General features: G+C 73.2%; 14 protein-coding genes and 1 riboswitch. Of the genes, 5 read left to right on the forward strand and 9 right to left on the reverse strand.

Annotated features, from left to right (window positions below; translation table 11 throughout):
• The first annotated feature begins 218 nt into the window (after window positions 1-218).
• The 5 genes from IR158_RS04755 (at window position 219) to IR158_RS04775 (ending at window position 4,617) form a co-directional block, all read left to right on the forward strand.
• Complete coding sequence (locus IR158_RS04755; RefSeq protein ID WP_291810213.1) at window positions 219-740, forward strand: MarR family transcriptional regulator; 522 nt, start codon at window positions 219-221, stop codon at window positions 738-740.
• A gap of 60 nt (window positions 741-800) precedes the next feature.
• Window positions 801-891: riboswitch (ZMP/ZTP riboswitch) on the forward strand.
• A gap of 69 nt (window positions 892-960) precedes the next feature.
• Window positions 961-2,241 (forward strand): serine hydroxymethyltransferase, encoded by a 1,281-nt coding sequence (gene glyA, locus IR158_RS04760; RefSeq protein ID WP_291810214.1) that lies wholly within the window; start codon window positions 961-963, stop codon window positions 2,239-2,241.
• Window positions 2,242-2,255: 14 nt separating this feature from the next.
• On the forward strand, window positions 2,256-3,137 hold the full coding sequence (locus IR158_RS04765) for a bifunctional methylenetetrahydrofolate dehydrogenase/methenyltetrahydrofolate cyclohydrolase (protein ID WP_291810216.1): 882 nt from the start codon (window positions 2,256-2,258) through the stop codon (window positions 3,135-3,137).
• 116 nt (window positions 3,138-3,253) lie between these two features.
• Entirely contained in the window at window positions 3,254-3,733 is a 480-nt protein-coding gene (locus IR158_RS04770) for a VOC family protein (RefSeq protein ID WP_291810219.1), read from the forward strand.
• 71 nt (window positions 3,734-3,804) lie between these two features.
• On the forward strand, window positions 3,805-4,617 hold the full coding sequence (locus tag IR158_RS04775; RefSeq protein ID WP_291810222.1) for an exodeoxyribonuclease III: 813 nt from the start codon (window positions 3,805-3,807) through the stop codon (window positions 4,615-4,617).
• A 66-nt stretch (window positions 4,618-4,683) separates the two neighbouring features.
• On the opposite strand, the gene IR158_RS04780 is transcribed toward IR158_RS04775, so the two are convergent.
• The 9 genes from IR158_RS04780 to galT form a co-directional block, all read right to left on the reverse strand.
• Window positions 4,684-5,931 (reverse strand): ABC transporter permease, encoded by a 1,248-nt coding sequence (locus IR158_RS04780; RefSeq protein ID WP_291810225.1) that lies wholly within the window; start codon window positions 5,929-5,931, stop codon window positions 4,684-4,686.
• A complete protein-coding gene (locus tag IR158_RS04785) occupies window positions 5,928-6,656 on the reverse strand; it encodes an ABC transporter ATP-binding protein (protein ID WP_291810573.1) in 729 nt (242 codons plus the stop codon). Before IR158_RS04785 ends, IR158_RS04780 begins: the two co-directional genes overlap by 4 nt.
• A 2-nt stretch (window positions 6,657-6,658) precedes the next feature.
• Window positions 6,659-8,293: a hypothetical protein gene (locus IR158_RS04790; RefSeq protein ID WP_291810227.1), complete on the reverse strand. Its 1,635-nt coding sequence runs from the start codon at window positions 8,291-8,293 to the stop codon at window positions 6,659-6,661.
• Window positions 8,294-8,321: 28 nt separating this feature from the next.
• A complete protein-coding gene (locus IR158_RS04795) occupies window positions 8,322-9,293 on the reverse strand; it encodes a hypothetical protein (protein WP_291810230.1) in 972 nt (323 codons plus the stop codon).
• Between the two features lie 176 nt (window positions 9,294-9,469).
• Complete coding sequence (locus IR158_RS04800) at window positions 9,470-10,678, reverse strand: ABC transporter permease (protein ID WP_291810232.1); 1,209 nt, start codon at window positions 10,676-10,678, stop codon at window positions 9,470-9,472.
• The gene (locus IR158_RS04805) at window positions 10,675-11,490 is read right to left on the reverse strand and encodes an ABC transporter ATP-binding protein (protein WP_291810235.1); all 816 of its coding nucleotides are present in this window, start codon (window positions 11,488-11,490) and stop codon (window positions 10,675-10,677) included. Before IR158_RS04805 ends, IR158_RS04800 begins: the two co-directional genes overlap by 4 nt.
• Window positions 11,487-12,512, reverse strand: coding sequence for an efflux RND transporter periplasmic adaptor subunit (locus IR158_RS04810; RefSeq protein WP_291810238.1), 1,026 nt, complete (start codon window positions 12,510-12,512; stop codon window positions 11,487-11,489). Before IR158_RS04810 ends, IR158_RS04805 begins: the two co-directional genes overlap by 4 nt.
• A 163-nt stretch (window positions 12,513-12,675) precedes the next feature.
• Window positions 12,676-13,914, reverse strand: coding sequence for a galactokinase (galK, locus tag IR158_RS04815; RefSeq protein ID WP_291810241.1), 1,239 nt, complete (start codon window positions 13,912-13,914; stop codon window positions 12,676-12,678).
• Window positions 13,911-15,113: a galactose-1-phosphate uridylyltransferase gene (galT, locus tag IR158_RS04820; RefSeq protein ID WP_291810244.1), complete on the reverse strand. Its 1,203-nt coding sequence runs from the start codon at window positions 15,111-15,113 to the stop codon at window positions 13,911-13,913. The genes galK and galT overlap by 4 nt, the downstream gene beginning before the upstream one ends.
• Window positions 15,114-15,158 lie beyond the last annotated feature (45 nt).

The following is a 15,158-nucleotide window of genomic DNA, read 5'->3' on the forward strand; positions in this document are numbered from 1 at the left end:
TCCCGTGCGGTGCGCGGCGCGCGACGGCGAGCAGCACGAGGCCGGCCGGCAGCGCGCGCAGCACGGAGCCCCACAGCGGGTGCGAGGCGGGCAGGGTCTGCGCCGTGACGAAGTAGGCGGCGCCCCAGGTGACGGGAGCGACGGCGGCGAGCAGGGACCAGCGCCAGGTAGTTTCCACGGAAGACAAAATACCTGACGAGGAAGATATATTCCTCCGCGTGCCACGACCTCAGCCCCGGCCCGACAGGATCGACCTCGTCGTCCAGGCGTGGCGGCGTGAACGCCCCGACCTCGACGTCTCGCCGCAGCAGGTCATCGGCCGGCTGCACCGGGTGGCGAACCACCTCACCGACGAGCTCGTCCCCGTCTTCGCGCGGCACGGCCTGACGGAGGGGGAGTTCGACGTGCTCGCCACGCTGCGACGCACCGGCCCCCCGTACGCCCGCTCGCCCGGCGACCTCGCCGCCCACACCCTCGTCACCAGCGGCGGCATGACCAAGCGCATCGACCGGCTCGAACGTGGGGGCCTGGTGACGCGACGCGTGAGCGACACCGACGCCCGGGCGCGCGTCGTCGCGCTGACCGACCGCGGGCGGCAGGTCGTCGACGCCGCGTTCACCGACCACATGGCCAACGAGCGTCGGCTGCTCGACGCGCTCGACCCGGCGGACCAGGCGGCGCTCGAGCGGGTGCTGCGCGCCTGGCTCCCCGCGCTGGAGGAGCCGCCGACGACCGACTGACCGCCCCGCGCGACCAGGGACCGAAAGACCGCACGGTCCGGGCGGTCACGGTTGCTAGGCTGTGCTGGTCGCGACTGGCGCAGCAGGGTGGGTCACCACCGGGGAGCGACGCAGCAGCTGGACCAACGGGTCGGACGCCTGGGCCCTCGGTCGCCCCACACCCGACGTGTGCGGTGCGCCGGACGCCGCCCGCACAGTTGACTGCGACAGGAGTCCCCGCATGACCGAGAACGTGCTCGACCAGAACATCTCCGACCTCGATCCCGAGATCGCCGCCGTGCTCGACGGCGAGCTGGCCCGCCAGCAGAACACCCTCGAGATGATCGCCTCCGAGAACTTCGTGCCGCGCGCGGTCCTGCAAGCGCAGGGCTCCGTGCTCACCAACAAGTACGCCGAGGGCTACCCGGGCCGCCGCTACTACGGCGGCTGCGAGCAGGTCGACATCGCCGAGACCATCGCGATCGACCGCGCCAAGGCCCTGTTCGGCGCCGAGCACGCCAACGTCCAGCCGCACTCCGGTGCCACGGCCAACGCCGCGGTGCTGCACGCGCTGATCAACGCGGGCGACAAGATCCTCGGCCTCGACCTCGCGCACGGCGGCCACCTCACGCACGGCATGAAGATCAACTTCTCGGGCAAGCTCTACGACGTCGCCGCGTACGGCGTGGACCCGCACACGTTCCGCGTCGACTACGACGCCGTCCGCAAGGCCGCGCTCGAGCACCGTCCCGACGTCATCATCGGCGGCTGGTCGGCGTACCCGCGCCACCTCGACTTCGCGGCGTTCCGCGAGATCGCCGACGAGGTGGGCGCGAAGCTGTGGGTCGACATGGCGCACTTCGCGGGCCTCGTCGCCGCGGGCCTGCACCCGAACCCGGTGCCCGACTCCGACGTCGTGTCGTCCACCGTGCACAAGACGATCGGCGGCCCGCGCTCGGGCTTCATCCTGAGCAAGGAGCAGTACGCCAAGAAGATCGACTCGGCGGTGTTCCCGGGCCAGCAGGGCGGCCCGCTCATGCACGTCATCGCCGCCAAGGCCGTCGCGTTCAAGGTCGCCGCGAGCGAGGAGTTCGTCGCCCGTCAGCAGCGCACGATCGACGGCGCACGCATCATCGCCGACCGCCTCACCGCGCCCGACGTGGCCGCGGCCGGCGTCTCCGTGCTGACGGGCGGCACCGACGTGCACCTCGTGCTGGTCGACCTGCGGCACTCGACGCTCGACGGCCAGCAGGCCGAGGACCTCCTGCACTCCGCCGGCGTCACGGTGAACCGCAACGCCGTGCCGTTCGACCCGCGCCCCCCGCGCGTCACGTCCGGCCTGCGCATCGGCACGCCCGCCCTGGCGACGCGAGGCTTCGGCGACGCGGAGTTCACCGAGGTGGCCGACATCATCGCCACCGCGCTGGTCGAGGGCACGTCGGCGGACGTCGAGGCGCTGGGTGCGCGCGTGCGCAAGCTCACCGAGGCGTTCCCGCTGTACCCCGGCCTGCAGCAGTACTGAGCGGAGAGGAACCGATGACCGCCCAGAAGCTGGACGGCACCGCCACGGCGGCTGCCATCAAGGCCGAGCTCACGACCCGCGTCGCCGCGCTCGCCGCGCGCGGCGTCGTGCCGGGGCTCGGCACGCTGCTCGTCGGCGACAGCCCTGCCTCACGCTCGTACGTCAACGGCAAGCACAAGGACTGCGCCGAGGTCGGCATCGCCTCGATCCGTGAGGAGCTGCCCGCCGACGCCTCGCAGGCCGACATCGAGGCTGCGGTGCAGCGGCTGAACGACGACCCGGCGTGCACCGGGTACATCGTCCAGCTGCCGCTGCCGAAGGGCATCGACCCGCACCGCATCCTCGAGCTGATCGACCCGGACAAGGACGCGGACGGTCTGCACCCGACCAACCTCGGGCGCCTCGTGCTGCGGGTCAACGACCCCGTCACGTCGCCGCTGCCGTGCACCCCGGCGGGCATCATCGAGCTGCTCGAGCGGCACGGTGTCCCGCTCCAGGGCGCCGACGTGGTCGTCGTCGGGCGCGGTGTCACCGTGGGCCGCTCGATCGGCCTGCTGCTCACGCGGCGCGAGGTCAACGCCACGGTCACGCTCACGCACACGGGCACGGTCGACCTGGCGGAGCACACCCGCAACGCCGACGTCATCATCGCCGCAGCCGGTGTGCCCGGTGTCGTGACGGCCGAGATCGTCAAGCCCGGTGCTGTCGTCGTCGACGTCGGCGTCTCCCGGGAGCTGGACGCCGTGACGGGCAAGAGCCGCGTCGTCGGCGACGTCCACCCCAACGTCTGGGACGTCGCGTCCTGGGTGTCACCCAACCCCGGTGGCGTGGGACCGATGACGCGCGCGATGCTGCTGAGCAACGTGGTCCGCACGGCGGAGCTCCAGGCCGGCTGACGCCGGGCACCACGAGGGCCCCGGGTCGCGCGACCCGGGGCCCTCGCGCGTCCGCCCGGTGAGTTCGCGGTGGGTCGGCGGTCCGTACGGGGGACCACCGAGGAGAGGAGCCCACCATGGGCATGGTCCGTACGCACCTGTGGTTCGCCAGGGACGGCCACGAGGCCGCGCAGTTCTACGTGTCCGTCGTGCCGAACTCGCGCATCACGAAGGTCGTGGACGCGGGTCCCGGGGTGCCCGACGTCCCCGAGGGGACGCCGTTCATCATCGAGCTCGAGCTCGACGGGCACGCCGTGACGATCCTCACGGCCGGCCCGGCGTTCACGCTGGACGAGGCGTTCTCGTTCTACCTGAGCGTCGACGGCCAGGAGGAGGTCGACCACTACTGGCAGACGCTGATCGCCGACGGCGGCGAGCCCAGCCAGTGCGGCTGGCTGAAGGACCGGTACGGCGTGTCGTGGCAGGTCGTGCCGAAGGCGCTCGACGACATCATGTCGCGCCCGGACGCCGCCGGGGTCGCCCGCGCGACCCAGGCGATGCTGCAGATGCGCAAGCTCGAGATCGCCCCGCTCGAGGCCGCGTACGCGGGGGAGTGAGGCGGGCGCCGCCCGGCCGGCGGTGCGGACCGTGGCGCGGTGGTGTCGGCGGTGTGCGGCAAGATGGCTCGGTGCTTCGAGTCGCCACCGTCAACGTCAACGGGATCCGCGCCGCCTTCCGCCGCGGCATGGGGGAGTGGCTGGACGTCCGCAAGCCGGACGTCCTGCTGCTGCAGGAGGTGCGGGCGTCGGACGAGATCCTCGCCGACCACCTGCCGCCGGGCGGCTGGCACCTGGCGCACGAGGCCGGGCACGCGAAGGGCCGGGCGGGCGTGGCGATCGCGTCCCGCCTGCCGATGAGCGCGGTGCGGATCGGGCTCGGCACGGGCGTCACGGGGGATGCCGGGCGCTGGGTCGAGGGCGATCTGGAGGTGCCCTCGGACGGTGACGGCCCCGCGCGGACGCTGACGGTCGTGTCGGCGTACCTGCACTCCGGCACGGTGGGCACACCCTCGATGGACGAGAAGTACGCCTTCCTCGCCCACGTCACCGACCGGCTGGCCGCGCTCGTCGCGTCCGGCGGCCTGGTCGTCGTCGCCGGGGACCTGAACATCGCCCACCGCGAGGCCGACATCAAGAACTGGAAGGGCAACCTCACGAAGGCCGGCTTCCTGCCGCAGGAGCGCGCGTACCTGGACCGGTGGTTCGACGAGCTCGGGTGGCGCGACCTCGGGCGTGAGCTGGGCGGTCCCGGGCCGGGGCCGTTCACGTGGTGGTCGTGGCGCGGCAAGGCGTTCGACAACGACGCCGGCTGGCGCATCGACTACCAGCTCGCCAGCCCGCCCCTGGCGGAGCTGGCGGGCTCGGCGACCGTCGACCGCGCCGCCACCTACGACGCGCGGTTCAGCGACCACGCGCCGCTGGTCGTCGAGTACGACCTCTGACCGAGCGGTCGCCCGGCACGACCGGGCCGCGTGCCCGCACGGGCGTGCGCGGTCCGTCGACCGTGCTCAGACGCCGCCGCGCAGGGCAGAGATGGGCTCGATCGACGCCGCCTTCAGCGACGGGTAGAGGCCCGCGAGCAGTCCGATGAGTCCTCCCGACATGGCCGCGACGGCGACCATCCGCAGGTCGAGGATCGGCGTCCAGTCCGACGCCGCCGAGACGATCGTCACGACCGCGACGCCGAGAGCCGCACCGACGAGGCCGCCGAGCATGCCGACGACCACCGACTCGACCATGAACTGGGCGGCGATCTGCCGTCGTGTCGCGCCGAGGGCCCGCCGCAGGCCGATCTCCCCGACCCGCTCGAGCACCGACAGCAGCGTGACGTTGGCGATGCCGACGCCGCCGATGAGGAGCGCGACACCCCCGAGGGCCAGGAAGATCGCGTTGATGTCCGCCTGGACGTTCTCCCGCACCGACGAGCGTCCCGCCGGCACCTGGACGTCCACCGTCTCCGGGCTGTTCGGCGACAGCGCGGTGGGCAGCTGTGAGCCCACCACCGGCCCGGCGTTGACCTGGAGGTGCAGGTGGAGCTCCTGCGGCGTCGTCAGGCCGTGGTCGGCGCGCGCGGTCCCGTTCGGCATGAGCACCGAGGAGAGCAGGTCCGTGCGCCGCACCACGTCGTCGATCACACCGATGACCTGGTAGGCGCGGTCGCCGATGAAGATCGACGGCTGCCGGTCGACGCGGGTGACGCCGAGGCGACGGGCCGCGTCCGCGCCGAGGACCACGACGCGGTCGCCCCGCTCGTCGTGTCCCGCGTCGAAGTACCGACCCTGGGTGACGCGCCCGTCCAGCGCCTCCAGGGCGTGAGGGCTGGTCGCGACGACGTCAGGCCGGGCGAGGCGGGGCGCCGACGGGTCGTGGACGGGCACCGCCGTCACGTCGAGGTCGCCCACGTCGACCTCGGAGACCAGCGCGGCGGCCGCGACCCCGCTGAGTCGCTCGGCGCGCGCGGGGGCGTCCCACGGCAGCGTGCCCAGGACCCGGTCCGTGCCGCCGAAGCTGTTGCTCTTCGCGGGCTTCGCGACGCCCTGCGTCGCGGCGACCGCGTCGAACTGCTTGTTGATCTGCCCGGCAGCGGTCTGTGCGAGGCCGATGGTCACGACGACGGACGCGATGCCGAGGACGGTCCCGAGGATCGTGAGCACGAGCCTGCCAGGGCGAGCCCCGATGCCCGCCGCCGCCTCGGCGAGCAGGTCGGCCGGGCCGAACCTGTCAGCGCGCGGCACGTGCTGCGCGACGGCGGTCACGCGATCTCCCGCAGGTGGCCGTCGATGATCCGCACGCGCCGCTGGGCGCGTGCCGAGACGTCGTCCTCGTGCGTGATCACCAGGAGCGTGAGCCCGCCGGCATGCAGCTCGTCGAAGAGCTCCAGGACCGCGGCCGAGCTCTCCGAGTCGAGGTTGCCCGTCGGCTCGTCGGCCAGGAGCACGCGTGGCTGGGAGACGACGGCACGCGCGATGGCCGTGCGCTGGCGCTCGCCGCCGGACAGCACGGTGGGCCGGAAGTCGAGCCGGTGCGTCAGGCCCACGCGGTCGAGCGCCTCCACCGCGCGGTCGCGTCGCTCGGTGCGTGGCACGCCGCTGTAGATGGTCGCGAGCAGCACGTTCTCCAGCACGGTACGGTGCGGCAGCAGGTGGAACGCCTGGAACACGAACCCGATGTGACGGGCCCGCAGCGCGGCACGCTCCCGTTCGCCCGCACGCGCGGTGGGGATCCCGTCGAGGAGGTACTCGCCGTCCGACGGCCGGTCGAGCAGGCCGAGCAGGTTCAGCAGCGTCGACTTGCCGGAGCCGGAGGGCCCGACGACGGACAGGTACTCGCCGGCACGCACCTGCAGGTCCGCCGGGTACAGGGCGTGCACGGGCGGCTCACCGGGGAACTGTCGTTCGGCAGCCCGGAGCTCGACGACCGGAGGGACCTGCTCGGGGTCCGTCGGTGCGCCCCCCTGCGGCGCATCGAGCAGGTCGAGCACGGTCACTCGCCTGCCTCCGTCGACTCGTCCGTCGCGGGTTCCTCCGCGTCGTCGGTCGCCGCGTCCTCGGCGCCCTCCTCCTCCGTCGACGCGATGCCGACGACGACCAGGTCGCCTGCCTTCAGCGGCTGCTTGGAGCCGGTGATCTCGACGAAGCCCGACGCGGCCAGGCCCGTCGTGACCTCCACGAGGTGGCTCTGCCCGTCGGCCACCAGCTCGACCCGGCTCTCACCACCCGGCCCCGCGGTCAACGCTGCCAGCGGCACGGCGAGCACCTCGCCGTCGGTGGAGCTGACCGGGACGCGCACCCGCACGTTGCTGCCCTGGAGCGCCGCGATCTGCTCGGGCGTGAGCTCCCCGACGGTGAAGACGACCTTGCGTCGCTCGCCCGTGGGCTTCTTCGCGTCCTCGGAGTCACCGGCCGCGTCGGCTGCCGCGGCGTCCGGCTCGGTGACCTCCGCCACCGTGACCGGCACGTCCGTGCCGTCCACGCTGATCTGGCCGACCGTGCCGGGCGCCATGAGCTCCGCGTCGGCGCGTGACGCCGACGCCGTGATCTGGACCGTCGCACCGGAGACGCTCATGAACTTGCTCTGCACGGTCCCGCCGCGCTCGACCGACACGGCGTCGACGCGCCGCGGCAAGGACGGCAGGTACACGATCTCGGTGGCGGGCAGGGGAGTCATCGCCGCGGCCTGGGCCTCGCTGAGCGCCTGCCGGGCGGCGGTCAGCCGGTCCTTGGCCGCCCGGATGCTCGCGCGCTCCGCGCTCGTGTCAGGTGCGACGTCCGCCGCGGCCCGTGCGGCACGGGCGGTGGCGAGCTGCGTCTCGGCCTGCACCCGTGCGGGCGGCGTGCAGTCGACCGTCGGCCCCGCGTCCGGGTCGACGGGCTTCGCGCACTGCTCCGCGAGGAAGGCGAGCTGGGCCTCGGCGACCCGGACCTGGCCGTCCAGCTCCGTCACTGACGCTCCGCCGGACGCCCGTCCGGCGCTGCCGAGCGCAGCCTCGGCCGTGCCGACCTCCGTCTGGGCTGCGGCCACGGACTCCTGGGCGATCTTCACCGCCTCCTTGACCTCCTCGCCACCGGTGGGCGGCTCGTACCCGACCTTCTGGTACAGGGCGCGGACACCGGCGGCCGTCGCGGCGTCGTACGTCGCGCCGGCGGGGTCGCCGCCGTCCAGGCCGACGGCACGCAGCGCGGCCTTCAGCTGCTGCACGTCGGGTCCGGACACGCCGGCGCGCAGGGTCCGGTAGGTCGGCAGGTCGCCCGGCAGCGCGATGACCGGCCGCCCCACGACCTCGAGGACCACCGACGCCGCGTCGACCGTCGCACCGACCTCCTTGACCTGGCCGGTGACGACCGCAGGGCCGCCGAGGTCGCCGGTCTCGATCGAGAGCGCGACGGCGTCGTCGTAGCCGACGTCACCGCGCAGCACGACCTCGTTGCCGATGACCCGGCTCTCGACGGGCACCGTGATCGGGCCTGCGGTCGGCGGAGCCGCGTTCGCCGCCGCCTGCCCGGGGGAGACGATGAGCCGCGACAGCAGCAGTCCCACCGCCAGGCAGACGACCGCGACGACGGCCATGACGCCGATGGTGCGGCGCCCGCCGCTGACGTGGGTGGAGATCCTGCTCACGGTGTCGTCCTCGTCCCCGGCCCCTGCGTCACTTGGCCGGCGTCTGCTTCGCGGCAGCCGCCTCGAGCTGGTCGCCGTACTTCTCCCACAGGCGCTCCTCGACGGCGAGGTAGGCAGCCTTCTCCGCCTTCACGTAGCCCGACGACTCCTTGCACGTGTAGTCCGCGGCCGCCACGGCGAGCTCCTCCTTCTTCAGCTCGGCCATCGCCGTCTCGTCGAGCTCGAACGCCTCGGGGTCCACCTCCGCCTCCGGGTCCTCCGGGACCGAGGCCTCCCAGATGACGTTCATCTGGTCGTAGATGCTGTCCTGCGCCTCCTGCGGGCTCGCGAAGTCGAAGCCGGCCTCGGTCATGCAGGCGGACCACTTGGCCTGCGCCTCCTGCAGGACCGGCTCGTCCGCCAAGGAGTCCCACGAGTTCGTCATCTCGTCGCGGAAGTCCTGGAGGGCGGGGTCGTCCCAGATCTGGCCCTGCTCGTACACCTCGTGCGAGGCCTTGCCCTCGCAGCCGCCCTCTTCCCAGTTGTACTCGTACTCCTCGGGGTCGGCCTCGGGGTCGACCTCGGGCTGGACGCCGTAGAGGGCCTCGTAGAACGCCGTCTGCTCGCCCTCGGACATGGTGGCGAGGTAGTCGGCGTTGGGGTCGACCCACTCCTCGCCGCCGTTCATGTCCTGACTCGTGGTGGCGCCGTAGCCGAACTGCTCGGCGTACTCCTTCGAGTTCCACTCGGGCATGTCCTCGGACTCCGTCATGCCCATCGGCTCGGGCGCGGTGTACTCGAAGCCCTGCTCGGCCATGCAGGCGGCGACGAGCTCACCGTGCTCGCGCTGCTGCTTCTCGGCGTCCCCCTCGTCGAACGAGCCGCCGACCTTCTCGAAGAACGCGGACATCGGGCCGGTCTCCTCGTCCGAGGTCGACGACGTGCCGTCACCGGAGCACCCCGCCAGGACGAGCGCCACGACGGTGGCGGCGAGCAAGGGCAGCGCGGGGGAACGGCGCATCAGCGTGCCTTTCTGGGATGTCGATGACAGAAGTCAGCACGCCTTCGACCGGCGCAGACGTGACGATAGCGAAAGGCGGTCACGCCCCGGGTCCGACTTCAGGATGACCCCACGGCGATGGTTGGGGTACCCAGGGAGGGAATCGCGCGAGATCCGCGGACCGCCTGGGGCACCCCTCAGTAGCGGATGGCGTCGATGACCTTCACCCGGACGGCGACGGTCGCGGGGATGGCCCCGGCGAGTGCTCCGACGGCGGTCGCGCACGCCATCCCCACCACTGCGGCGGACACCGGGAACGGTGGCCGGTCCTGCAGGCCGCTGCCGAACAGGAGGTCGATCGGGATGTTCTTGATGACCGCCACCGCGAGCACCACCCCGACGAGGCCGGCGACCGCGGTCGCGACCACGGACTCCATGAGCACGCCGAAGAAGATCCGGCTCGACGTGGCGCCGAAGGACCGTCGGATGCCGATCTCCCGGATGCGGTGGCGCACGGTCACGAGCGCGATGTTCACGAGCCCCAGGCCGCCCAGCAGCAGCGCGAAGCCGCCCACGCCGAACGCCACCCAGCGCGCGGCGCCGTCCATCGCGCCGAGACCGTTGTTGCGGTTGTCGTAGGAGTGGACCTCCCATCCCGGGAGCGCGGCTGCCACGTCGCGCTCGAGGCGGACCGCCAGGTCGGACGCGGCGTCGGGGGGGACCCACACCTTGAGGGTCGGCACGGGCGCCCCCCAGCCGACCCCCTCGGGCGTGTACCAGCGGGCGAGCTGGTCGTAGAGCACCATCGCCGTGGGCCCCTCGTCGGGCCAGGTCTTCTGGGTGACCCCGACGATCGTGGCCCGCACCGGGGCCTGGTCCCCCAGCAGGACGGTGGGGTGCGAGTCCAGCCCGGTGGACCCCAGCTGCTCCAGGAACACCTCGTTCACGATGACGAGCGGCGCGAACGCGTCGGTGTCGGCGTCCGTGAACCACCGGCCCTCGACGACGTCCACGCGTTGCATGGTCCCCAGGTCGGGGTCGACAGCGCGGACCTCGGTGAGACGGGTGCCGTCGGTGAAGCGGAACGGCACCTGCGTGTACCAGTCGCGGGTGGCCCAGGTGATGCCGTACCGCTGGAGGGCCCGTTCGAAGGTGGCGTCGAGCTCGGTGGTGGCTGGACCGGCCTGCTCGCTCATCGGGTACGCGTCGATGGCCAACGTGATCTGTCGGCCCATCTGGCGCTCGGTCATCTCGGTGTACGCCTGTGTCAGCATCTGCACGGCCGCCGTGACGGCGGTGATGGCCATCACCGCCGCGGCGACGCCGATCAGCGCGAGCAGGACGCGCATCTTGTGCAGCCGCAGCTCGTCCCACGCCTCGACGAGGGCGCCGACCACGCCGGTCACGGCTCGGCCCGCGCGGGGACGGGCCGGCTGAGCTCCGGCACCCCGGCGACCCCGCCCGCGACGGCGGGGAGCTGTCGGGCACCGGGCAGGGTCGGCACGTCGCCCACCCACTCGTGCCCGGCACCGCCGAGGTCGACGGGGACGAGCACACCGTCGGCGAGCCGGTAGTGCCGTTGCGCGCGCGCGGCCACGGCCAGGTCGTGGGTGATGGTCACGAGAGCGGCCCCGGTGATCGACGCGATCTCGTCGAGCAGCCCCATGACCTCCTGCCCCGTCTCGACGTCCAGGGCGCCCGTCGGCTCGTCCGCGAGGATCACCCGCGGCCCGCGGACGAGCGCACGTGCGATCGCGACCCGCTGCTGCTCGCCGCCCGACAGCTTCTCGGGCATCGTGTCGAGCCGGTCGCCGAGCCCGACCCGGGCGAGCATGTCCGTCGCGAGCGCGCGGCGGCGCCAGAACTGCCGGCCCGACGCGTACATCAGGGGAGCCGCCACGTTCTCGAGCGCGGTCCGGCCGGGCAGCAGGTTGAACTGCTGGAACACGAACCCGAAGTCGCGACCACGGCGCCGGGTCCGCTCACGCGCCGACAGGCGCCCGATCGGCACGCCCTCCAGCAGGTACTCGCCGTCGGTGGGGGCGTCCAGCAGGCCGAGGATGTTCAGCAGGGTGGACTTTCCGGTGCCGGAACGACCCACCACCGCGACGTGCTCCCCGGTGTCGACGCTCAGCGTCACCCCCCGCAGGATCTCCAGCAGCCGGTCGTCCGGGAGGCGTACCGACCGCGTGACGCCGGTCAGCTCGAGCAGGTTCATCCGCCGCACACCGCCGGGTCGTACGTCGCCGGGTCCTCGCAGTCGACCTTGCCGTCGTCGTCGGGCACGGGGATGAACTCGAGCACCTGGTCCCCGAGCGCGAGCCCCTCCGTGATCTGCACGACCTCGCCGTCCGTCAGGCCGAGCCCGACCTCGCGCTGCTCGGGCTCGGCGCCCTCGGACGCCACGACCCAGACGTTGCCGCGCTGCACCGTCCCCTGGACCGCCGTCACGGGGACGACGACCGCGTCGGCGGCCGTGCCGTTGACGATCTCGAGGTCCGCGCCCAGCCCGGGGAACGCCGTGACGTCGCCGGGCAGGGCGCACACGACGGTGCCGGACGGGGCGGTGGCGCCCTCCTGCTCCGGCTCGGCCGGCGCGGCCGGCTGTGCCGCGGCACCGATCCGCAGCCCGGTGCAGGTGAACGGTGCCGGCCCGCCCTTGAGCGTCACCTGCGCCTCGGTGGGCGCGCCGACGAGCCGGTACTGCTGGTCGGGCGTCAGGTTCCCCGAGACCGACAGCGTGCCGGGGGAGACCTGTCCGACCGTGTCACCCACGGAGAGGATCTGGTCCTTGAGGGTCGGCAGGCTCAGCGTCCCGCCGACGGGGGCCTTCACGGTCTCGACCACGACCTTTGGCTTGCGTTCGGTCACCGTGACCTCACCGGTCTCCGGGTCGGTCTTCGTCAGCGGGTCCTGCGGCGTCTCCTGGCGGATCTCCAGGACGGGCGTGCCCACCTCGACACGGGCCCCGTTCTCCACCAGCAGCTTCGACACGGTGCCGGCCAGCGTCGCGCGCACCGGGACCGCGGGGTCCGCGACGACCGATGCGCGGACCGTGACGGCGTTCGTGATCGTCGTCGCCGTGGCCTCGACGGTCGGCTCGACGACCTCGCCGGTCGGGACTGCGCCGGTCGCCTCGGCGCTCACGTCCGCACCCGCGAACGCGATGCGGACGAGCGCGACCGCGATGACGGCCCAGATGAGGATGCGCAGTGCCGGAAAGACGTAACGACGTACCACTGCGCCTGCTCCTCGTGTCGATGGGACGACAGCGGCCGCGGGTCGCGGATCGGCTGACGAGGGGGACGTTAGCGCTGCCCGTCACCGAACCGCGTCAGACCGCAGTCGTACCCGGTGTCTCCGGCCCGGTACCGGGGTACCGGTCACGCGTCGTCCCTCGGCGTCAGCCTGCGGGTGGTCCCGCGACGGCCACGGCGAACGCGGGTGCGGCGAGACCCTGGGCGGCGAAGGCGCCGGCGACGGCGGTGGCGACGTGCTGGACGGCGGGTGCCTCGACCAGGGCGATCGCCGACCCGCCGAACCCGCCGCCGGTCATGCGTGCACCCAGCGCGCCGGCGGCGCGCGCCGCCTCCACGGCCAGGTCCAGCTCCGGGCAGGAGACCTCGTAGTCGTCGCGCAACGACGTGTGGGACGCGTCCATGAGCGGGCCCACGGCTGCCACGTCGCCGGTGCCGAGCACGTCGACGAACGCCCGCACGCGTGCGATCTCGGAGGTCACGTGCCGCACGCGTCGGACGAGCACCTCACCGTCCGGGTCGCCGGCGAGCGACGCGAGCGCAGGGCGGTCACCGCGCGGGTCGTCGGCGACGTCCCGCAGCGACGCGACCCCCAGACGTCGTGCCGCCTGCTCGCACGCCGCCCGACGCTGTGCGTACTCGCCGTCGACGTGCGAGTGCGCGGCACGCGTGTCGACGACCAGCAGCGCGAGGCCGTGCGTCGCGAGGTCGAAGGGGACGTGGCGCACGGACCCGTCGCGGCAGTCCAGCAGCAGCGCGTGACCTGCCCGGGCACGCAGCGACGCCGCCTGGTCCATGCCGCCCGTCGGTGCGCCCGCGATCGCGTTCTCGGCCCGCACGCACACGCCGGCCAGGACCGCACGGTTCGCGTCGTCGCTCGGTGCGCCGGCCGGGTCCACGTCACCGGCCAGCCCCAGGCCGTGCGTCGCGTCGAGGGCGACGGCGACGGACGCCTCGAGCGCCGCCGACGACGACAGGCCCGCGCCGGACGGCACGCACGAGTCGATCGCGACGTCGAAGCCGCCCACGTCGTGCCCCGCCTCGCGCAGCGCCCACGCGACCCCCGCGACGTACGCCGGCCAGCCGCCCACCGTCCCGGGCGCGACGTCGGCCAGCCGCACCTCGCGCACCTCGGACCGCTCCTGCGCCGACACGAGACGCACGACGTCGTCGTCGCGGGGTGAGACCGCGGCGTAGGTGCGGTGCGGCAGCGCGATCGGCAGGGCGAGGCCACCGTTGTAGTCCGTGTGCTCACCGATGAGGTTGACGCGGCCGGGGGCCGACCGGACGAGCTGGGACGCTGACCCGTACGTCGTCGCGAACAGGTCGCGGACCCGCTGGGTGCCGTCCGCGCGCCCCCACGCCTCGGTCCACACGGCGGTCATGCGAGCTCCTGCAGTCGGTGGGCGATGCGCTCGGGCGTGGTGTCCGAGATCCAGGACGCCATCGCGGACTCCACGCCGGCGAGGTACTTGAGCCTGCCCGGTGCGCGCAGGACGGAGAACAGCTGCAGGTGCAGCCGTGACACGTCACGTCCTTCGCGCACGGGTGCCTGGTGCCAGCCGCTGATGTACGGCAGGGGGATCGCGCCGCCGTCCCCGTCGACGAAGAACTGGTCGAGGCGTCGCAGCAGGGTGAGGTAGGTGGTCGACAGGTCGGCCTTCTCGGCGTCCGTCAGCGCCGGGAGGTCCGGCACGTCGCGGCGTGGCGCGAGGTGCACCTCGACCGGCCAGCGCGCCGCGTACGGCACGTAGGCGACCCAGTGCTCCGACTCCAGGACCACGCGCTCGCGGTGCCGGAGCTCGGCGTCGAGCAGGTCCCGCAGCAGCACGCGCCCCGTCCTGCGCTGGTGGGCGCGCGCCTGCTCCAGCATCGTCCGGGTCCGGGGGGTCACGTAGGGGAACGCGTAGATCTGCCCGTGCGGGTGGTGGAGCGTCACCCCGATCTCCTTGCCCCGGTTCTCGAAGCAGAACACCTGCTCGACCCCGGGGAGCAGCGACAGCTCGCGCGTGCGGTCGGTCCAGGCCTCGACGACGGTGCGCATGCGCCGCGGGCTCACCGTGGCCAGCGACGCCGTGGGGTCGGACGAGAAGCAGATGACCTCGCAGCGTCCGACCGCGGGGCGCTGCTGCCACAGCGGCTCGCCCGCGACGAGCCGGGTCGTGCGGTCGGCGCCCGGGACGTCGAGCAACGAGGGGAACCGGTTCTCGAACACCACGACGTCGTAGTCGGTGTCCGGGATCTCGCCGTCCTGGTACGTCGCACCGGGCTTGGCGGGCGCCAGCGGGTTGGAGTCGGCGGGCGGCAGGAACGTGCGGTTCATGCGGTGCGCGGCCATCGGGATCCACTCGCCCGTCAGCGCGTCGAACCGCAGCTCGGGGCCGGTGACGGCGTGCGCGACCCCGTGCGCGTCGACCACGGGGGCGAAGCGGTCGGGGAGGGGGCGCGGGTCGTCGAGCCGGCGCGTGGCCGCACCCGAGACGTAGGGCTCGGAGTCGTCGAAGTAGATCAGCTCGCGGCCGTCGGCCAGGCGGGTGGACGTGCGGCGCACGCGTGCGGCGACGTCCCGTTCGGAGCGGCTCACCGGTGGCCTCCGGTGGCGGTGTCGAGGTCGGCCACGCGCGCTGGG

Origin of the sequence: Cellulomonas sp., assembly GCF_015234515.1 — a bacterium.
Classification (GTDB): Bacteria; Actinomycetota; Actinomycetes; order Actinomycetales; family Cellulomonadaceae; genus Cellulomonas.